At 73.7% G+C, this 17,891-nt stretch carries 20 protein-coding genes and 1 pseudogene; 15 read left to right on the forward strand and 6 right to left on the reverse strand.

Translation table 11 applies throughout. The features are described from left to right. Nucleotides 1-34: 34 nt before the first annotated feature. Complete coding sequence (locus tag J2X59_RS05230; RefSeq protein WP_326495930.1) at nucleotides 35-283, reverse strand: hypothetical protein; 249 nt, start codon at nucleotides 281-283, stop codon at nucleotides 35-37. A 47-nt stretch (nucleotides 284-330) separates the two neighbouring features. Between J2X59_RS05230 and J2X59_RS05235 the strand changes: the two genes are divergently transcribed. From J2X59_RS05235 to uraH, 4 genes and pseudogenes are all read left to right on the forward strand, one after another. Beyond that, nucleotides 331-969 carry an SAM-dependent methyltransferase gene (locus J2X59_RS05235; protein ID WP_271826597.1) on the forward strand — a complete coding sequence of 213 codons (639 nt, stop codon included), beginning with the start codon at nucleotides 331-333 and terminating at the stop codon, nucleotides 967-969. 241 nt (nucleotides 970-1,210) lie between these two features. Then, a complete protein-coding gene (locus J2X59_RS05240; RefSeq protein WP_209684830.1) occupies nucleotides 1,211-1,693 on the forward strand; it encodes an FBP domain-containing protein in 483 nt (160 codons plus the stop codon). Nucleotides 1,694-1,767: 74 nt separating this feature from the next. Further along, nucleotides 1,768-2,226, forward strand: a pseudogene (gene uraD / locus J2X59_RS05245) (2-oxo-4-hydroxy-4-carboxy-5-ureidoimidazoline decarboxylase); the annotation flags it as partial. After that, nucleotides 2,227-2,565: a hydroxyisourate hydrolase gene (gene uraH, locus J2X59_RS05250; protein ID WP_251160700.1), complete on the forward strand. Its 339-nt coding sequence runs from the start codon at nucleotides 2,227-2,229 to the stop codon at nucleotides 2,563-2,565. 153 nt (nucleotides 2,566-2,718) lie between these two features. On the opposite strand, the gene J2X59_RS05255 is transcribed toward uraH, so the two are convergent. Next, on the reverse strand, nucleotides 2,719-3,126 hold the full coding sequence (locus tag J2X59_RS05255; protein WP_326495931.1) for a solute carrier family 23 protein: 408 nt from the start codon (nucleotides 3,124-3,126) through the stop codon (nucleotides 2,719-2,721). Between the two features lie 197 nt (nucleotides 3,127-3,323). Beyond that, nucleotides 3,324-4,310 (reverse strand): aldo/keto reductase, encoded by a 987-nt coding sequence (locus J2X59_RS05260; protein WP_326495932.1) that lies wholly within the window; start codon nucleotides 4,308-4,310, stop codon nucleotides 3,324-3,326. A 95-nt stretch (nucleotides 4,311-4,405) separates the two neighbouring features. Here J2X59_RS05260 and J2X59_RS05265 point away from each other — a divergent pair, with 95 nt between their 5' ends. From J2X59_RS05265 to J2X59_RS05300, 8 genes are all read left to right on the forward strand, one after another. Then, on the forward strand, nucleotides 4,406-4,639 hold the full coding sequence (locus J2X59_RS05265; RefSeq protein WP_066657355.1) for a hypothetical protein: 234 nt from the start codon (nucleotides 4,406-4,408) through the stop codon (nucleotides 4,637-4,639). 119 nt (nucleotides 4,640-4,758) lie between these two features. Next, nucleotides 4,759-5,307, forward strand: coding sequence for an acyl-CoA thioesterase (locus J2X59_RS05270; protein WP_326495933.1), 549 nt, complete (start codon nucleotides 4,759-4,761; stop codon nucleotides 5,305-5,307). A gap of 42 nt (nucleotides 5,308-5,349) precedes the next feature. Next, complete coding sequence (locus J2X59_RS05275; protein WP_326495934.1) at nucleotides 5,350-5,934, forward strand: YdeI/OmpD-associated family protein; 585 nt, start codon at nucleotides 5,350-5,352, stop codon at nucleotides 5,932-5,934. An 83-nt stretch (nucleotides 5,935-6,017) separates the two neighbouring features. Further along, nucleotides 6,018-6,899, forward strand: a complete 882-nt coding sequence (locus J2X59_RS05280; protein WP_326495935.1) for an aldo/keto reductase — start codon at nucleotides 6,018-6,020, stop codon at nucleotides 6,897-6,899. A 155-nt stretch (nucleotides 6,900-7,054) separates the two neighbouring features. Continuing rightward, nucleotides 7,055-7,636 carry a PadR family transcriptional regulator gene (locus J2X59_RS05285; protein WP_326495936.1) on the forward strand — a complete coding sequence of 194 codons (582 nt, stop codon included), beginning with the start codon at nucleotides 7,055-7,057 and terminating at the stop codon, nucleotides 7,634-7,636. After that, on the forward strand, nucleotides 7,633-8,367 hold the full coding sequence (locus tag J2X59_RS05290; protein ID WP_326495937.1) for an ABC transporter ATP-binding protein: 735 nt from the start codon (nucleotides 7,633-7,635) through the stop codon (nucleotides 8,365-8,367). The genes J2X59_RS05285 and J2X59_RS05290 overlap by 4 nt, the downstream gene beginning before the upstream one ends. Beyond that, nucleotides 8,364-11,144, forward strand: a complete 2,781-nt coding sequence (locus J2X59_RS05295) for a hypothetical protein (protein WP_326495938.1) — start codon at nucleotides 8,364-8,366, stop codon at nucleotides 11,142-11,144. Before J2X59_RS05290 ends, J2X59_RS05295 begins: the two co-directional genes overlap by 4 nt. 100 nt (nucleotides 11,145-11,244) lie before the next feature. Then, entirely contained in the window at nucleotides 11,245-12,009 is a 765-nt protein-coding gene (locus J2X59_RS05300; protein WP_326495939.1) for an SGNH/GDSL hydrolase family protein, read from the forward strand. A gap of 149 nt (nucleotides 12,010-12,158) precedes the next feature. Here J2X59_RS05300 and J2X59_RS05305 read toward each other — a convergent pair whose 3' ends face one another. Continuing rightward, nucleotides 12,159-12,824: an SDR family NAD(P)-dependent oxidoreductase gene (locus J2X59_RS05305; protein WP_251155611.1), complete on the reverse strand. Its 666-nt coding sequence runs from the start codon at nucleotides 12,822-12,824 to the stop codon at nucleotides 12,159-12,161. 131 nt (nucleotides 12,825-12,955) lie between these two features. Between J2X59_RS05305 and J2X59_RS05310 the strand changes: the two genes are divergently transcribed. Beyond that, nucleotides 12,956-14,107, forward strand: coding sequence for a PQQ-dependent sugar dehydrogenase (locus tag J2X59_RS05310; protein WP_326495940.1), 1,152 nt, complete (start codon nucleotides 12,956-12,958; stop codon nucleotides 14,105-14,107). Nucleotides 14,108-14,145: 38 nt separating this feature from the next. On the opposite strand, the gene J2X59_RS05315 is transcribed toward J2X59_RS05310, so the two are convergent. Beyond that, on the reverse strand, nucleotides 14,146-15,117 hold the full coding sequence (locus tag J2X59_RS05315) for an NAD-dependent epimerase/dehydratase family protein (RefSeq protein ID WP_326495941.1): 972 nt from the start codon (nucleotides 15,115-15,117) through the stop codon (nucleotides 14,146-14,148). Nucleotides 15,118-15,261: 144 nt separating this feature from the next. Then, the gene (locus tag J2X59_RS05320; RefSeq protein ID WP_066657411.1) at nucleotides 15,262-15,747 is read right to left on the reverse strand and encodes a DUF4126 family protein; all 486 of its coding nucleotides are present in this window, start codon (nucleotides 15,745-15,747) and stop codon (nucleotides 15,262-15,264) included. Between the two features lie 98 nt (nucleotides 15,748-15,845). On the opposite strand from J2X59_RS05320, the gene J2X59_RS05325 reads away from it, so the two are divergent. Together J2X59_RS05325 and J2X59_RS05330 are read left to right on the forward strand one after the other, a co-directional pair. Next, complete coding sequence (locus J2X59_RS05325; RefSeq protein WP_066657413.1) at nucleotides 15,846-16,487, forward strand: SDR family oxidoreductase; 642 nt, start codon at nucleotides 15,846-15,848, stop codon at nucleotides 16,485-16,487. Nucleotides 16,488-16,641: 154 nt separating this feature from the next. Further along, a complete protein-coding gene (locus tag J2X59_RS05330) occupies nucleotides 16,642-17,886 on the forward strand; it encodes a DUF2254 domain-containing protein (RefSeq protein WP_326495942.1) in 1,245 nt (414 codons plus the stop codon). Nucleotides 17,887-17,891: the final 5 nt, after the last annotated feature.

Consider the following 17,891-nt stretch of genomic DNA (forward strand, 5'->3'; position numbering starts at 1 on the left):
CGACCGGACGACCGCCGTGGTCAGCGGTCGGTCGTCACGGCGCGGTCGGTCCTGCGGGTCCCTCGGGGCGAGGGGCGCCGTCGGTGCCGTCGTCGCTCCCGAGCGTGTCGACGAGCGAGTCCACGCGGAGCCGGTCGATGCGCAGTTCCTTCTCGGTCGCGGTCAACCGCAGCACGCGGATCGCGGCGAACACGAGCACGATGAGTGCGACGACGAGCACGAGCAACAGCAGCACGACCGCCAGGTAGACGATGCTGACGACGGCGAATCCCCCGGAGACCATGCGACGACGCTAGCAGGGAGCGTTCGTAGGGTGGGGCCGTGACGAGGATGCCGGTGGACGAGGACACAGCGGCGCTCCTGCGACGACACCGCCGCCCGGAGCCGACGTTCGTCCGTGCGGTCGCGGGGTCCCTGGCCGATGCCCGCACCGTGCGCGAGGAACGGCCTGGTCCGGTCTCGTACGTGCCCGCGGACCGGCAGGTCGTCTCCGACGGGGACGCCGACGCGGTGCTGCTCACCTTCCCGAGCGTGGACACCGTCGCCGGGCTCGCACGGCCCGAGGACGGCCGGGTCGTCGTGCTCGCGCGCGACCCGGACCGGCTCCGCACCGGCTGGCTCGCCGAGTACGCGTCCGCGGTGGTCGCCGCCGAGGCGGACACGCTGCCGACGGTCGACCGGCTGGCGACGCTCGTCGGACCGTCCGTCGAGGTCGTGCGCCTCCCGGTGCCGTTCACCTGCGTGGACGGCTTCGGCGAGGGCTACTACGCGCGACCCGAACGGCTCCTCGACGCCGATGTCCGCGCCGCCGACCCGGCGTGGAGCCTGGTCGACGACCTCACCGCTCGCCGATCGGTCGCCGCCCTGCGGAGCGCGCTCGCGTCGGGCGAGTGGGACAGCCGGTACGGGGCACTCCGCCGGCGGCCCGCGCTCGACGGGTCGGTCGTCCTGCTGCGGCCCACTCCGTGACTCCCTGACCGGGTCGACGACGACTCCCCGACCAGGTCGACGACGCGACACGCCCGGCTTGACACGCCGTCGTAGGCTGGGAGCGTGAGTCAGCAGGAGGTGGTCGGCGCGCAGAGCGCCGGCATCAGGGCGTGACGCCCCCGGCTGTGCCGTCCGGCACGGCCGCGTCCGTCGAACCCTGACCACACCTCCGCCCGTGCGGCGCGCACCCGCGCCCGGGCCCGTCGAGAGCGACCACACCGTGCTGCCCATCAGCGAGAAGACCATCCGTTCGTCCTTCGTCAACGCCTCCCGCAAGGAGGTCACCGACCTGACCCTGCCGACCGACCTCGAGACGCTGGACTGGGAGTCGCTCGACTTCCTCGGCTGGCGCGACCCGAAGACCGCGCGCCGCGCCTACGCCGTCGTCCCGACGCTCGAGGGCGACCTCGTCGGCATCCTGTTCCGGCAGGCCGAGGCGTCGCCGCGTGCACGGGCGCAGTGCTCGTGGTGCCAGGACGTCAAGCTGCCCAACGACGTCGTCTTCTACGCCGCCAAGCGCTCGGGCAAGGCCGGTCGGAACGGCAACACCGTCGGCACGCTCGTCTGCCAGGACTTCCAGTGCTCCCGCAACGTCCGACGCCCGGTGCCCCCGGCGTACGAGGGCTACGACGTCGAGGCCGCCCGGGTCCGTCGGATCGAGGACCTGCAGCTCCGGATCGCGTCCTTCGCCGCCGACCTCTGAGCCCGCCGACGTTGCGTCCTGCGGAGGAGCCGCGGGAAACGCCGGCGTAACGCGCGGTCCCTAGGGTGTGGCGGGTGGACCTCCGCGACTTCGACTCCGCCCCCGCCGACGACGCCCGACGGACCGCCCTGCACTGGGCGGCGGTGCCGGCGTGGGCCGACGCCCTGGTGGCCGCTCGACCGTTCCACAGCGTGCCGGCCCTGGTCGCAGCGGCAACCGAGGCGGCGGCGCAGTGGACCGCGGCGGACCTCGACACCGCCCTCGCCGAGCACCCCCGCATCGGCGAGCGCACCACCGAGGCGTCGTCGGCCCGCGAGCAGGGCGCGATGGCGACGGCGGCGGACGACGTCGCAGCGGCCATCGCCCGCGGGAACGCCGCGTACGAGGACCGGTTCGGCCGGGTGTTCCTCGTGCGTGCCGCCGGGCGGACGCCGGAGGAACTCCTCGCCGAGCTCGAGCGGCGACTCGCGGGGGAGCCGGACGCCGAGGTGACCGAGGCCACCGCTGCCCTGGCCGACATCGCCGTGCACCGGATCCGAGCGACCTTCGGCGTCCCACACCTGACCACGCACGTGCTCGACGCCCGCACCGGCACCCCGGCCGTCGGTGTCGCGCTGACACTGCGCACCCCCGAGGGCGAGGTCCTGGCCACGGGGGAGACGGACGCGGACGGGCGCGCGGGGCTCGGGCCGGACGTGCTGCCCCGTGGGGACCTGGAGCTGCGGTTCGACACCGGCGCCCACCACCGCGCCGCCGGGGTCCCGACGTTCCACCCGTACGTCGTCGTCGCGTTCACGGTGACCGGGACCGACCACCTGCACGTGCCGCTGCTGCTCAGCCCCTTCGCCCACAGCACCTACCGCGGCAGCTGAGCAGGCGGTCGCCCGGCGCCCGGCGCCCGACGCCCGGCAGCCGAGTCTCGCCCAGGCGGACACGTTCGTGGTCCCACGACCGCGAACGTGTCCGCGGAGCCGAGTCTCGCGGGAGCCGCGGCGGCGGCACGCCCGCGCCGCGCGTCAGGCGCGTCAGGACCGGTCGTCGCCGACCGTCGCGACCGGCGCCGTCGAGCGCACCGCGTCGTACGAGCCCACGGCGGGGTCGGCGCCGTAGCGCTCCCGCAGCCCGCGCGACCCGAGCAGCAGGTTGAGCAGGACCGCGGCGATCGCGAGCGGAAGGCGGACCCCGAAGCGCCAGAAGCCGACGGACTGCACGATCGTCGCCAGCCCGGCGACGAACAGGTCGGCGCTGATCAGGAAGGCCAGGTCGGCCCGGTCGAACCCGAGCGCCCCACCGACGATGAGCGGGACGGCGACCGCCCCGGCGTACATCGCCAGGACGTGCTGCAGGCCCAGCGGCAGCAGTCGACCGAGCGGCGGGACCGTGTCCACCCCGTCCGGTCCGGCGGTCGTGCGTGGTGGTGTCGTGCTGGTCATGGTGCCCCCGTCGCGGTGCCGGTCACGTGTCACCTCGACGCTGGGGAGCCCCTGTTTCCGCCCCGTGACGAGCACGGGTCGCGCGCGTCACGCACCTCGGCCCCGGAACGCGCGATCCGGAGTGACCGCCGACACCGTGACGGACGGGAGGCGCGGTGTCGACCGACACCGCGCCTCCCGTCCGTCTCCTGGTCGCGTCAGCGACCGATGGACGACATGTCGGGGTACCGGTCCCCGGTCGGTACGGGCAGCGCCGACAGGCGCGCGAGCTGGTCGGCGGAGAGCGTCACGTCGGCGGCGCCCACGTTCTCCTCGAGCCGCGAGACCCGCTTGGTGCCGGGGATCGGCACGACGTCGTCGCCCTGCGCGAGCAGCCAGGCGAGTGCCACCTGCCCGGGCTTCGCGCCGACCTCGTCGGCGATCGCCGTGACGGCGTCGACGATCCGCATGTTCTCGGCGAACGCCTGCTCCGCGAAGCGGGGGTTCTGGCGGCGGAAGTCGTCCTCGTCCAGGTCCGACGGCTTGGTGATGGCGCCGGTCAGGAAGCCGCGACCGAGGGGCGAGTACGGCACCAGGCCGATGCCGAGCTCGCGGAGGGTGTCGAGCACGTCGCCCTCCGGGTCGCGCGTCCACAGCGAGTACTCGCTCTGGAGCGCGGTGACCGGGTGCACGGCGTGCGCCCTGCGGATCGTGGCGGCGCTCGCCTCGGAGAGCCCGATGTGGCGGATCTTGCCCTCCTGCACGAAGCCGGCGAGCTGTCCGACCACGTCCTCGATCGGGACGGCCGGGTCGACGCGGTGCTGGTAGTAGAGGTCGATGTGGTCGGTGCCGAGGCGGCGGAGCGAGCCCTCGAGCGCCTCGCGGACGGACTCGGGTGCGCTGGAGATGCCGCGCTGCTGCGTGGGGGTCTGCTCGCCGGCCTCGTGCCGGTAGAGGCCGAACTTGGTGGCGATCACGACCTGGTCGCGGCGGTCGCCGAGGGCACGACGGAGGAGCTCCTCGTTCGTGTACGGGCCGTAGGCCTCGGCGGTGTCGAAGAGCGTGACGCCGAGGTCGATCGCGCGGTGGATCGTGCGGATCGACTCGTCGTCGTCGGTGCCGGCGCCCGTGTAGAAGGCGCTCATGCCCATGGTGCCGAGGCCGACGGAGCCGACCTCGAGGTCTGCGAGCTTGCGTGTCTGCATGGGTGCAGGTCTACTCCTGCCGGCACCTCGTCAGGGAGGTACCGGCACGGCTACGCTGAGGGCACGGACAGTGTCCGCGACGAAAGGGGAACGTCATGACCGTGGTCTGGATCGTCATCGGCCTCGTGGTGGTCGTCGCCGCCCTGCTCGTCGTGCTCGAGGTGCAGAACGCCCGGCGTCGGAAGGCCCTGGCGCACCTGGAGCCCGTCGACCCGCGCGTCGGGGAGCGCGCGATGTCCGAGGCATCGGGGGAGCACGCGATCATCGAAGGCGTGGCGAAGTCGGCGCACCCGGGGATCAGCGGCGCCGGGGGCGGCCCGCTCGGCTGAACCGCCCCGACCAGGCGGTTGCAGGTTCCGCTGCACGGTGTTGCACTCGACACCGGACGCGCTCGTGCGGTTCCTCCAACGGGATCGGACGCACAGCCCGGCACTGGTGTGATCGACCCGTGAACCTGTACCTCCGGCTCTTCCTCCTCGGTCTGCGCCTCCGGCTGGCCGCCCTGCGACCGGGGCGGCGCCCCTCGCTGTGGGACGAGGCCCGCACGCCCTTCCGCGTGCTGCCGACGGACCTGGACACCTTGCGGCACGTGAACAACGGCCGGTACCTGACACTGATGGACCTCGGCCGCTACGACCTGCTGTACGGGTCCGGCTTCTGGCAGGAGTCCGCCCGCCGCGGCTGGTACGCCGTCGTGGCTGCGCAGACGATCACGTACAAGCGCTCGCTGACGCTCGGGGAACGCTTCACCCTGCACACCCGGGTGCTCGGCGTCGACGAGCGCGCCGTGTACATGGAGCAGACCTTCGTCCGACAGGGCGCGGTCGTCGCTCGGGCGGTCGTCCAGGCACGGTTCCTGCGGCGTGGGGGCGGCCAGGTGACGCCCGACGACGTGGTGGCCGCGGCCGGCGGCGCGGCGCGGGACCTCACGCTGCCCGGCTGGGTGCACGAGTGGGCCGACGCCGTGCGGATCAGCAGCGGCGGCGGCGTTCGCTGACCGGTCCGCCCGCGGTCGCGGCGCCCGTCCTACGATGACGACGTGGACGACGACGACCTGGTGCTCCCCGACGCAGCCGCCTGGCGTGCCTGGCTCGACGAGCACGAGGACGATCCCGACGGCGTCTGGCTGGTGCTCGCCAAGAAGGGCACGACGGAGCCGACTTCGGTGACGTACGACCAGGCGCTCGACGAGGCCCTGTGCTCGGGGTGGATCGACGGGCAGAAGCGCGGCCGGGACACGGCGACCTTCCGGCAGCGCTTCACCCCACGGCGCCGGGCGTCGCTCTGGTCCCAGCGCAACATCGGGCTCGTCGCGGCACTCGAGGACGCCGGCCGCATGCGCCCACGCGGTCGCGCCGAGGTCGACCGCGCGAAGGGCGACGGACGGTGGGACCGCGCCTACGCCGGAGCGGCGACCGCCACCGTGCCCGACGACCTGCGGGCCGCGCTCGACGCCGCACCCGCTGCGGCCGCGCTGTTCGCCGAGCTCGACGCGACGAACCGGTACGCCGTGCTCCACCGGGTCGTCACGGCACCGAGCGTCTCCGCACGGGCGAACCGGATCGCGAAGCTCGTCGCCGGGCTCGCGACCGGCGAGACGCCGTACCCACGCCCGGGTCGCTGACCAGGGCGCCCGCGCTGCCCGTCGCGCGCGCCAGGGGGACACCGATCCAGCAACGGGTCACTCCACGGGCGTAGACCGGGGTCATGACCACTGGTACCGACACCACGAACCGTCCTGCCGCCGCCTCGGGCACGTTCCGCATCGGCGGTGACCTCGAGGTCCACCGCCTGGGCTACGGCACCATGCAGCTCACCGGCCCGGGCGTCTGGGGGCCGCCGAAGGACCACGACGAGGCCGTCCGTGTCCTCAAGCGCGCGGTCGACCTCGGCGTCGACTTCTTCGACACGGCCGACTCCTACGGCCCGTACGTCGCCGAGGAGCTGCTCCGTGAAGCCCTGCACCCCTACGGCGACGACATCGTCATCGCGACCAAGGCCGGCCTGACCCGCACCGGCCCGAACGAGTGGCCGCCGGTCGGCCGCCCGGAGTACCTCCGCCAGGAGGCCGAGATGAGCCTCCGCCGCCTCGGCCTCGAGCGCATCGACCTGTTCCAGCTGCACCGCATCGACCCGAAGGTCCCGCTCGAGGACCAGATCGGCGAGCTGAAGAAGCTGCAGGACGAGGGCAAGATCCGCCACATCGGCCTGTCCGAGGTCTCCGTCGACGACGTGAAGGCCGCGCAGGAGCACGCCGAGATCGTCACCGTCCAGAACCTCTACAACCTGCAGAAGCGCGACGCCGAGGAGCTCCTCGAGTGGTCCGAGGAGCAGGGCATCGGCTTCATCCCGTGGTTCCCGCTCGCGACCGGTGGGCTGACCGGCGAGGACTCGCCGCTCACCGAGATCGCACAGCGCAAGGGCGCCACGCCGGCACAGCTCGCGCTCGCGTGGCTGCTGAAGCGCTCGCCCGTGATGCTGCCGATCCCGGGCACCTCGAGCGTCGACCACCTCGAGGACAACATGCAGGGCGCGACGATCGAGCTCACGGACGAGGAGTTCGCGGAGCTGTCGAAGCTGGGGGAGTGACCCCACCAGGTACCGGACGGGAGGCCCGTGGCGACACCGCCACGGGCCTCCCGTCACGTCTCGTGACCACTTCGTGACCCGTCCCGGCTTGCCGAGACCTACCCGGTATGTGCATACTCGGTATGTCCGAGACGGACCGAGACGGGGGAGTCACGATGAGCGTCAAGATGGGCGTACTCGCGCTGCTGGTGGGAGGACCCGGGTACGGGTACCAGCTCCGGGGGGAGTTCGAGCACCGCACCGGGGGGAGCTGGCCGCTCAACATCGGCCAGGTCTACACGACGCTCGACCGTCTCGAACGGGACGGACTCGTGGCCCGCGGCGACGCCGACGACGACGGACACGTCGTCTACACGGCGACCGACGCGGGCCGCGAGGAGGTCGCACGCTGGTTCAGCGAGCCGGTGCCCGCGAAGCGCGGTCGCGACGAGCTCGCGATCAAGTTCGCGCTCGCCGTCACGGTCCCCGGCATCGACGTCCCTCGACTGGTGCAGGTGCAGCGCGCCTCAGCGATGCATGCACTGCAGGACCTGACGCGGCTGAAGCGCTCCGCCGACCCGTCGGAGGACCTGGCGTGGTCCCTCGTCCTCGAGTCGATGGTCTTCCAGGCCGAGGCCGAGGTCCGGTGGCTCGACCACGTGGAGAGCTCCGTCGCGCGGTACATGCCGCCGGCGGCACATGTACCGAAGGCACCGGTCGATTCCCTCGCCGACACGGCACACGAGGGCGTCCGATGAGCGCCGCCGACTCCGAGGCGCTCCTCGCCCTCGATGCCGTCAGCGTCCAGTACGGCTCCGGTGAGCGATCCGTAACCGCACTGGCAGGTGTCGACCTGACGATCCGACGAGGAGAGATGGTCGCCGTGATGGGGACCTCCGGGTCCGGCAAGTCGACCCTCCTCGCGTGTGCCGGAACGCTGCTGCCGCCCACCAGCGGCGAGGTGCGCATCGGCGGCGAGTGGGTCTCCGACCGCCCGGCGCGGGAGCTCGCGGCGCTGCGTCGACGCCTCGTGGGGTTCGTGTTCCAGGACTTCAACCTCATCCCGTCCCTCACGGCGGTCGAGAACGTCGCCCTCCCGCTCGAGCTCGACGGGTGGAAGGCGAGCAAGGCCCGCCGCGCGGCCGAACTCGCGCTCGAGAACGTCGAGCTCGGTGACCGCGCCGACGCCTTCCCCGACGACCTGTCCGGCGGGCAGCAGCAACGCGTCGCCATCGCCCGTGGCGTCGTCGGTGACCGGCGACTGGTGCTGGCGGACGAGCCGACCGGTGCGCTCGACTCGCAGACCGGCGAGGTGGTGCTGCGGATGCTCCGCCGGCACGTCGACAACGGAGCGGGTGCCCTGCTCGTGACGCACGACGCACGGCACGCCGCCTGGGCGGACCGGGTCGTCTTCCTGCGCGACGGTCGGGTCGTCGACGAGACGGTCTACGCCGGCGTCGAGTCGCTCGTCGGCCGAGCAGCCTCGTGAGGCTCTGGCCGGCGCTCCGACTCGGTCGCCGCCTGGCCTTCGCGAAGATCGGCCGCGCGGTGCTGATCGTGTCGCTCATCGGCATCCCCACCGCGGGGTTCGCGGCGGCGGCCGTGGTCATCCAGTCCACACTGCCCACCGTGCAGGAGCAACTCCGGTACGACCTCGGCCACGCAGCCGCCCAGATGCGCCTGTCCGGCCCGGACCTGCCCGGGATGCGGCAGGACCCCCTGCAGTGGCAGCTGACCGACTCCGCGCCGGACAGCCCGGTGACGAGGGCGGACGAGGACTCCCCCTGGACCGACCTGCTCGACCACGTGCCGGCAGGAGCCGAGGCGATCCCGGTCCGGACCACGCAGGTCGTCGTCGCCGGCCCGGGGGTCCCCGTCGCCGTCTCCGCGGACGAGGGAGCGACGTGGTCGCCCGCCCTCGACGGACACTGGCACGTGCTGTCCGGCCGTGCACCGACCTCCCCCGACCAGGCGATGGTGACCCCCGCGACCCTCGAGCGCCTCCACCTGTCCGTCGGCGACACCCTGACGGTGACCGATCCGGTCCGCGAGCGGTTCACCGTCACGGGCACCATGCGCGACGCCGCCTCCGGCCCGGGTGCCCAGGGGGTGTTCCTGCCGCCGGGGTCCCTGCCGGCCGAGCTCCCGACCTCCGCGCAGCGGGGTAGGTCGGACACGACCGTGTACCTGCCCGAGGTCGCTCCGACCTGGTCGGAGATCCGCGCGCTCAACGCGCACGGGATCGTCGTCGAGTCCCGTCCGGTCGTGCTCGACCCGCCGGCGGACCGGCTCGAGGGCGTCCCGACCGGGACGACCGTGGACGCGTACCTCGGTGCCCTGGCGCTGGTCGGGGTGTTCGCCGCCTTCGAGGTCGCACTGCTCGCCGGTGCCGCGTTCCTGGTCGGCACCCGGGCGGACACCCGCACGTACGCGATCGTCACGAGCCTCGGCGGTGAGCGCGGCTTCGTGCGGACGGTCGTCGCCGGCTCCGGGCTGGTGCTCGGTCTCGTCGGCGCCGTGCTCGGGACGGCCCTGGGCACCGGGATCGGTGTGCTGGCGTTCCACCTGCTCGACGACGGCAACGTCGGGACCTGGCCGGGGCTGCACGTGCCGGCACTCGCCCTCGTCACGATCGCGGCGGTCGCGGTCGTCGCCGGGCTCGTGGCGGCCCTGGTCGCGGCGCGTGCGGCGACCAGGATCGACGTCCTCGCGGCCCTCCGCGGGTCCCTGCGCCCCGCTGCACCCCGTCCCCGGGCGGAGCGTCGGCGGCGGATCTGGGTCCCCGTCCTGGTCGTCAGCGGGACGGCCATGACACTGGCGTGCGGCGTCGGCGTGCTCCTGCTCAACGACCGACCCGTGCAGCAGGACCGGTGGGCCGTGCTCGCCGGCGTCGGGGTCGCGCTCGGGCCGTGCCTGGTGCAGCTCGGTGTGGCCCTCGCGTCGCCGTGGGTCCTGGCCGGCGTCGCACGGCTCTCGGCACGCCTCGGTCTGTCCGCCCGGATCGCCGCGCGGGACGCTCGACGCAACCCGGTCCGCACGGTCCCGGTGCTGGCGAGCGTGATGAGCGTCGTGTTCGTCGCCTCGGTCGTGATCACGTGGAGCGCCTCGGAGCACGCCCGCTTCGTCCGGGGGTACGAGTACACGACCGCCGTCGGGGTCGCGACCGCGAACGTCTCACTGACCGACCGCGACGGGTACAGCGACGGGTACGACGCCGCCGTCACCGACCGGGCAGCGCGCGTGCTCTCCGGAGCGTTGGACGGCGTCCGGCTGCACGTGCTCGCCGTGAACCGCGAGGATCCGGGGAAGGATCCGACCACGATCACCACGCCGCACGACTTCGTGCAGCGGGACTGCCAGGCGTACGACACGACCGGTTGCGCCGAGTTCCTGCAGAGCGTCGGGAGCGGCGAGCCGCACATCGCGGCGGGGACGGTCGACGACTACGCCCTGCTCACCGGGCACCGTCCGTCCGCCGAGGTCCGACGGGCGCTCGAGGACGGCGAGGCCGTGTCGCTCTGGCCCGAGTACGTCCGCGACGGGGCAGTCCGCATCGACACCTTCCGGGACCGGACGATCGACGACACCGCGCAGCTCGAGGACACCCGCCCCGATGCCTCGACGACGATCCCGGCCGTCGTCGACGTGCAGAAGCCACGGATCAGGATCGGGGTCTTCATGACCCGGGGCACGGCAGCGGCCCACGGGGTCCCGCTGGTCGACGGCCTGCTCGCGATGCACCTGCCGCAGGACCTGACCCCGTCGCAGTACGACGCGCTGTCGTCCGCGTGGCAGAGCGGTGGCGGCGCTGACCGGGAACGGTGGGGTGGTCCGGGCTTCGCCTACGAGCGCGGTCCGGTCGACGACCAGGCCGCCGTGCAGGCCCTCGTCCTCGCACTGGCCGCCGCCGTCACGATCGGTGCCACCGCCGTCGCGGTCGGGCTCGCCCGCTCCGACGGACGCCGGGACGACGAGGTGCTCGACGCGATCGGGGCGGGACCGGTCCTGCGGCGCCGCGTGTCGGCGTGGCAGGCGGCGATCCTCACCACGGTCGGCGCGGTCGTCGGCACGCTGCTCGGGTTGCTGCCGATCCGGGCGCTCACCCTGCGGTTCGACGGCGGCCCGACGGGGACCACGCACCTGCCGTTCGTGGCGGACTGGCCGGTGCTGGCGCTGCTCGCCCTCGGCCTCCCGCTCGTCGTGACGGCGGGCACCTGGGCGACCGCCGGACGCAGCTCCCGCCCGGTGGTGCGCCGTGCCCCGTGAGCCCGAACCTGAGAACGGCCGCGAGGACCCTCAGCGACGCTGCGCGTTCCCCAGGTCTGGGGCCTGGTCCCGGCGGGCGATCCGGAGGATACCTGTACCCGTGACCCGCACCACCCGTCTCGCCGTCGTCGCGAGCATCGTCTCCGCAGCCTGCCTCGTCGGGGCCGGCGTCTTCGTCGTCGCCGCCCCCCACACGGCGAGCGCCGAGGACCGCCCCGTCGCCGCAGCAGCCGACACCCGCGTCGAACGCGGCACCACGGACCTCGCTCGTCCGAGCACGCCGGACCAGGTGGTCTCCGGAGCGCTCAGCACCCCGGCGCTGCCGGACGCCGTGCCGTTCGCGTACGCCGGCGACTCGATCACCGCCCGACCCGACTCGTGGCTGCACCAGCTGGAGTCCGACGACCGGCTGCGCGCCGTCGGTGGCTACGCGCACAGCGGGTACCGTGCCGACCAGGTCCTCGCGGAGATCGGTCCGGTCCCGCAGGCGCGCGTGCTCGTGGTCGAGGTCGGCACGAACGACGTCAACCAGGCCGTCCCGCTCGACCGGACGATCGCCGGTGTGGACGCGATCGTCCGCAAGGTCGGTGCGGCGCGGGTCCTCGTCGTCGCCGGTCCGCCCTCCGACTGGACGTGGAGCCGGTGGGGTGCCGACCGTCGCTCGGGTCAGATCGTCCTGACCGATGCGCTGCACGCGGATGCCGACGTCCACGGGTGGGCGTTCGTCGACCCGTTCCGCTCGCTCCGGGCGGCCGACGGAGCCTACGTGGCGGGGACGACGCCGGACGGCATCCACCCGACGGCCGAGGCGAACCGTTCGGTCGCCGCGGCGATGGCCGACGCGATCGAGCGCACCGCGCGCTGACGCTGCCGGCTCGGGCGCAGCGACGCACCGTGCGACGGACGGGAGGCCCGTGGCGATCCCGCCACGGGCCTCCCTCGCAGGCTCGGTCGGCGCGGCCCGCGTGACGCTGGCGCGTCACCGCTCAGCGGGCCGCGCCCGTCCGTCGTCGCTCACTCCGGCAGCGGCTCGGCGTAGGTGCGGAAGTCCCCGCGCTCGGTGTGGATGCTCCAGAGCCGCTCGGCGACCGCAGCCGACGAGTGGTCGTCCTGTCCGTCGTCGATGCCGAACGGGATGATCAGCTGACCGACGTGCACGTGCTCGTCGGCCACCGCGTCGTGGAGGAGCTGCGCGTAGGCGCTCTCGCCCGCGAACGCGACCGACGTGCCCGTCACCCGGGCGCCGGGTCGGACCGCGCTGCCGCCGTTGACGAAGAGGATCGTGCCCGTCCCGATCGCCCGCATGCCCGGGAGCACCTGGCGCACGGCGTTCACCGAGCCGTAGACCGAGAACTCGACCGGGCCGACCAGGTCCTCGGCGGTGGTCTCGAGCACCGGGCGCATGTACTCCTTCGCGGGCAGCGGGCTGTACTGCAGCACCTCGATCGGGCCGAGCTGTTCGGTGGCGGCCTCGAGCGCGGCGCGGAGCGAGTCCCCGTCGCGGACGTTCGCGGCGAAGCCCTGCGCGCGGTACCCCGACGACCGGAGCTCGGCGGCGAGCGCGTCGAGCCGGTCCTGGTTGCGGGAGATCAGGGCGACGTCGAAGCCCTCGCGGCCGAAGCGGTCCGCGACGGCGAGCCCGAGGCCCTTGCCGGCGCCGACGATGGCGATGGTGGTCATGCGGTGGTCCTTCCGTGGGTGTGGCGCCGACGGTAGGCCGCGGCGCGCAGCGGTGAGGGGTTCCGCCGGGAACCCCCAGCCGTTTCCCGACGGGGCCGTGTGGACTCGGGGCACGACCCGGGAGGATCACCGTGGACACCACCCGCACACGCCGCAGCCGCCGCACCTGGTCCGCCCTCGGGTTGGCCGCCGTGGCAGCCCTCGGCCTGACCTCCTGTTCGGACGACCGCGCGCCGACCGGTCCGGGCGACCCCGCCGGGCAGGGCAGCACCGCGAGCCCGCCCGCCGACCTCGCTGCCGGCCAGCTGGCGCCGGACGGCCGGACCACGGACGTCGTCTCGGGCCTCGAGGCGCCGTGGTCGGTGGTCCCCGTCGGCGACGACGGCGACGCGTTCGTCAGCGAGCGGGACTCGGCGCGCGTGCTCGAACTCCGCGCGGACGGGTCGACGCGAGAGGTCGGGACCGTCGACGGGGTCCGGCACGGCGGCGAGGGCGGACTCCTCGGCCTCGCCCTGCACGACGGAGACCTGTTCGTCTACTCGACCGCCGACGACGGCAACCGGATCCAGCGGTACGACCTGACCGGGGACACCGGCTCGTACCGGCTCGGTGCGGCGACGAGGGTCATCGACGGGCTGCCCGCGAACACCTTCCACGACGGCGGGCGCATCGCGTTCGGCCCCGACGACATGCTCTACGCGAGCGTCGGCGACGCGGGGCAGCGGTCCGAGGCGCAGGACCGCGGCTCCCTGGCGGGCAAGATCCTGCGGCTGACCCCGGACGGCCAGGTACCCGACGACAACCCGTTCGACGGTTCGCCGGTGTGGTCGCTCGGGCACCGGAACGTGCAGGGCATGGGTTGGGCCGAGGACGGCACGATGTTCGCCGCGGAGTTCGGGGAGAACCGCTGGGACGAGCTCAACGTCATCGAGCCGGGGGCGAACCACGGGTGGCCCGAGGTCGAGGGCACCGGCGGCGAGGACCGCGGGTTCGTCGACCCGGTGCAGCAGTGGTCGACGGACGAGGCCTCGCCGAGCGGGCTGACCGTGATCGGCGACACCGTGTTCGTCGCGAACCTCAAGGGGGAGTCCGTCCGCGCCGTCCCGGTCTCCGACCCGTCGAGCTCGACGGTGTACTTCCCGGGCGAGCACGGGCGCATCCGCACGGTGCTGCCCGGCCCCGGCGACACCCTCTGGTTCGTGACGAACAACACCGACGGCCGCGGCGACCCACGCGACGGCGACGACCGGATCCTGTCCGTGCCGCTCACCGAGGCGGACTGAGGGCCGAGCGCCCGGGCTGACGTCGGCGCGCCGCCGGATCAGGGGCGGAACGACTCCGGCACGTCGAGGTCGCCGTGCTCCGCCTGCCACCGCAGCGCATCGCGCACCGTCGCCGACGCCGTGTACGCCGGTGCGTACCCGAGGACCCGCTGCGGCTTCTCGGTGCTGAACACCTGGCTGCGGGACAGGTGCTCCCAGCTCGCGTCGGCGTGCTCCGGAGCCGTGGTCCGCCGGAACCGGTCCCAGTCGACGGACTCGAGCCGTGCCTCCCGGCCGGCCCACGACGCGACCAGGTGGGCGTACCCGCGCACCGTGAGCGCCGTCGGGGCGGTCGCGAAGAAGTCCTGCCCGGCGGCGGCGTCCCGCTGCTCGACCGCGAGCTGGAACAGCTGCGCGACGTCGTCGGCGTGCACGTGGGCCATCGACTCCGCGCCGAGGCCCGGGACCTCGACGACCTCGCCCGCGGCGAGCCGTTCGACCACCGTGGGGTCGAGGTTGCCGAGCGGACCGATCGGCATCCAGCCCGGACCGCTGATGTGCCCGGGGTGGATCGACGTCGTGACGACCCCGCCGTCGGCGGTCTCCTGCAGGAGCATCCGGGCGATGGCGTCCTTCTGCGTGCCGTACTCGCCGAAGGGCGGCGTGGCGGTCTCCTCGGTGATCGGCAGGAAGTGCGAGACGCCGGCGCGCCAGATCGACCCGCAGTGGACCAGGTGGGTCCGGCTGCCGCGGAGCGCCCGGACGAGCTGCTCGGCCGACCCGAGCGTGAAGCAGACGAGGTCGACCACGGAGTCGGCGCCGAGAGCGGCGATCCGGTCGCCGAACGTGCCGTCCCGGTCCTCCTGCTCGCGGTCGGCGGTGATCCGCTCGACCTGCTCCCACTCGGGAGCCTCCGCGTACGGGCTGCTGGTGCCGCGCGTCACGACCCTGACGTGGTGCCCGGCGCGCACGAGGCGGGGGACCAGGAAGGTGCCGATGTGGCCGGTGGCTCCGATGACGACGATGTCCATGCGGGCCACGCTAGGCGCGCGTCCCCGTGTGCGGCAGGCCCTGCCGGTGCTCCCCGGCGGACGGGACGGCGACGGACCGGACGCCGGACGGACGGGAGGCGCGTGGCGGGTCCGCCACGCGCCTCCCGTCCGGTGTCGATCCGGTCAGGACCCGCTGACCACCTTGACGGAGCCGGCGATGACCGCCGCGTCCTCGGCGAGCGCGCCGACCGGGTCGGGCAGGCCGGAGCTGCTGAGGAGCTTGCGGGCGGCCCACCCGGCGAAGCTGCCGACGATCGCGCCGACGCCACCGAGGATCGCGCCCTCGAGTCGGAGGTCGCGCCGACCGGTCGTCCCGAGCGCCGCACCCGCGAACGCACCGGCACCGATGCGGCCGACCAGGCCGAGCGGCGAGATGCGGGCGGGGGCCTTCGGGGACTTGTCGCCGACGAGCTCGCCGATGGCGGACGCGACGAGCAGGCCACGGCCGAGCGGCGAGCTGAAGGCCTTCCACTGCTGCCAGTCGCCCTTGACGGCCTTGTTGTCGTGGTTCAGCGCGAGGACGGCCAGCGGGGTGCTGCTCCGTCCACCGCTGAGGAACCCGAGTGCCAGGGTGCGGACCAGGGTGTGCTGCTCGTCGTGCTTGCTCATCGGTTCTCCCGTCGTGTCGCACCGGACGGTACTCGCCGGGCGCTGGGGGACGGACCCGCTCCCGCCGCTTCCGAGCCGCACCGCGTACCGTCCGGGCCATGAGCAACGTCATCCTGTTCGGCGGCCACGGCAAGGTCGCACTCCTCGCCACCCGGATCCTCACCGAGCGCGGACACCGCGTGACCTCCGTGATCCGCGACCCCGACCAGCAGGACGAGGTGCGCGCCCACGGCGGCGAGCCCCGGGTCGCCGACGTGCAGGAGCAGTCGCTCACCGACTTCGCCGACCTGGTCCGCGGGCACGACGCCGTCGTCTGGTCGGCCGGTGCCGGCGGCGGTTCCGCGGACCGCACCTGGGCGATCGACCGCGACGCCGCCGTCCTGTCCGTGCAGGGCGCCGCGCAGGCCGGGGTCGACCGCTACGTGATGGTCTCGTGGTCCGGATCGAAGCTCGACCACGGGATCCCCCAGGACCAGGACTTCTTCGCGTACGCGCAGTCCAAGATGATCGCGGACGCCGTGCTCCGGGACTCCGGGCTGCAGTGGACGGTCGTCGCGCCGAGCACCCTGACCGACGACGAGCCGACCGGCTCGGTCGACTGGGACGGCTCGGCGTCGCAGGTCCCGCGCGGTGACGTGGCCCACGTGGTCGCGGACGTGCTCGAGGACCCGTCGACGGCCGGTCGGACCATCCGCTTCAACGGCGGCGACACGGCGATCGCCGACTTCCTCCGGGGCTGACCGCGTGGCGGACGCCCCCCGGTCGCTCACGCTGGAGATCGGGGACCACGAGCTGGTCATCCGGCTCGTGCGGCGCGTCCACCTCCGACGGATCGGGGGACCCGTCACCGAGTCGTCGCGAGACTCCTGACCACCGGGACGAACGGGCCAGTCCATGCACGCTCTCCTCGTCCGCATCCGGGAGTCCTTCTGGTTCCTGCCGGCCGTGCTCGGTGTGGTGGCGATCGTCGCCGCGCAGCTGCTCGTCACCCTCGACCGCGAGGTCCTCGACGGGCGGGTCCCCGCGGTGCCGTTCCTCGACGCGCTGAGCGCCGGGGGCGGTCGGTCGATCCTGACGACGATCGGCACGGCGATGCTCACGGTCGCCGGGACGTCGTTCTCGATCACGATCTCGGTCCTCGCCACCACGTCCTCGACGTACGGCCCGCGGCTCGTGCGGAACTTCACGGCCGACCGGGCGAACCAGCTCGTGCTCGCGGCGTTCACGTCGACGTTCCTCTACGCGATGGTCGTGCTGCGGACGGTGCACACCGGCGTCGACGACGGCGACCCGTTCGTCCCCGTCGTCGCGATCCACGTCGCGGTCCTGCTCGCCGTGCTCGACGTGGGCGTGCTCGTCTTCTTCATCCACCACATAGCGTCGAGCACGCAGATCACGTCGCTGCAGCGGCAGGTGCAGACCGACCTGCGTGCAGCGGTCGACGAGGCCTACCGGGACGGCGACGACGATCGACGGACGATCGCCCCCGTCGTCGTGCCCGAGGACGGGTGGTCCGCGGTCCGGGCTGCGGCCGACGGCTCCGTGCAGTCGGTGGAGTGGCGGGCCCTGACGGCCTGGGCGGGCCGCAACGACCGTCTGGTCGACGTCGTCGCGACCCCGGGCCGGTACGTGATCCAGGGCGACGTCGTCGTCCGCGTCCGCGCGGACGGGGGCAGCAGGCCGACGGTCGACACCGCCACCGCTCGGGCGCTGCGCGCCGCGGTGGTCCTCGGCACCGCCAGGACGCCCGTGCAGGACGTCGAGTTCGCCCTGCAGCAGCTGGTCGAGATCGCCGTCCGCGGGCTCGCTTCCGGATCGAACGACCCGTACACCGCGGTCAGCGCCCTGGACATGGCGACGCCCGTCCTGGTGCCGCTCTGGCGGGACCGGGCGGCCGTCACGGCACTGCTCGGACCGGACGGAGCGCCGCGGGTCCTGCAGCACTGGCCGGCACCGGAGGACCTCGTGGCGGGCCTCTTCGCGACCGTCGGCCACTACGGCGCCGGGCAGCCGCTCGTCGAGCGTGCCGCCGACAGGCTGGCCGATCGGCTCGAGCAGCAGGCGTCCCAGCCGCGGCGCGGACTCGTCGCGACGATGCGCCCGCACCACGCCGACCGCGGTCCGGGTACGCCTGGCTGAACGGT

The sequence above is a fragment of the Curtobacterium sp. 260 genome (assembly GCF_030803485.1).
In the GTDB taxonomy this organism is placed as follows: Bacteria; Actinomycetota; Actinomycetes; order Actinomycetales; family Microbacteriaceae; genus Curtobacterium.

Bases quoted from the DNA above. Each gene is read 5' to 3' on its own strand.
- J2X59_RS05230 (WP_326495930.1), bottom strand. From the start codon at position 283: ATGGTCTCCGGGGGATTCGCCGTCGTCAGCATCGTCTACCTGGCGGTC.
- J2X59_RS05235 (WP_271826597.1), top strand. From the start codon at position 331: ATGCCGGTGGACGAGGACACAGCGGCGCTCCTGCGACGACACCGCCGC.
- J2X59_RS05255 (WP_326495931.1), bottom strand. From the start codon at position 3,126: ATGACCAGCACGACACCACCACGCACGACCGCCGGACCGGACGGGGTG.
- J2X59_RS05260 (WP_326495932.1), bottom strand. From the start codon at position 4,310: ATGCAGACACGCAAGCTCGCAGACCTCGAGGTCGGCTCCGTCGGCCTC.
- J2X59_RS05265 (WP_066657355.1), top strand. From the start codon at position 4,406: ATGACCGTGGTCTGGATCGTCATCGGCCTCGTGGTGGTCGTCGCCGCC.
- J2X59_RS05280 (WP_326495935.1), top strand. From the start codon at position 6,018: ATGACCACTGGTACCGACACCACGAACCGTCCTGCCGCCGCCTCGGGC.
- J2X59_RS05285 (WP_326495936.1), top strand. From the start codon at position 7,055: ATGAGCGTCAAGATGGGCGTACTCGCGCTGCTGGTGGGAGGACCCGGG.
- J2X59_RS05290 (WP_326495937.1), top strand. From the start codon at position 7,633: ATGAGCGCCGCCGACTCCGAGGCGCTCCTCGCCCTCGATGCCGTCAGC.
- J2X59_RS05305 (WP_251155611.1), bottom strand. From the start codon at position 12,824: ATGACCACCATCGCCATCGTCGGCGCCGGCAAGGGCCTCGGGCTCGCC.
- J2X59_RS05315 (WP_326495941.1), bottom strand. From the start codon at position 15,117: ATGGACATCGTCGTCATCGGAGCCACCGGCCACATCGGCACCTTCCTG.
- J2X59_RS05320 (WP_066657411.1), bottom strand. From the start codon at position 15,747: ATGAGCAAGCACGACGAGCAGCACACCCTGGTCCGCACCCTGGCACTC.
- J2X59_RS05325 (WP_066657413.1), top strand. From the start codon at position 15,846: ATGAGCAACGTCATCCTGTTCGGCGGCCACGGCAAGGTCGCACTCCTC.
- J2X59_RS05330 (WP_326495942.1), top strand. From the start codon at position 16,642: ATGCACGCTCTCCTCGTCCGCATCCGGGAGTCCTTCTGGTTCCTGCCG.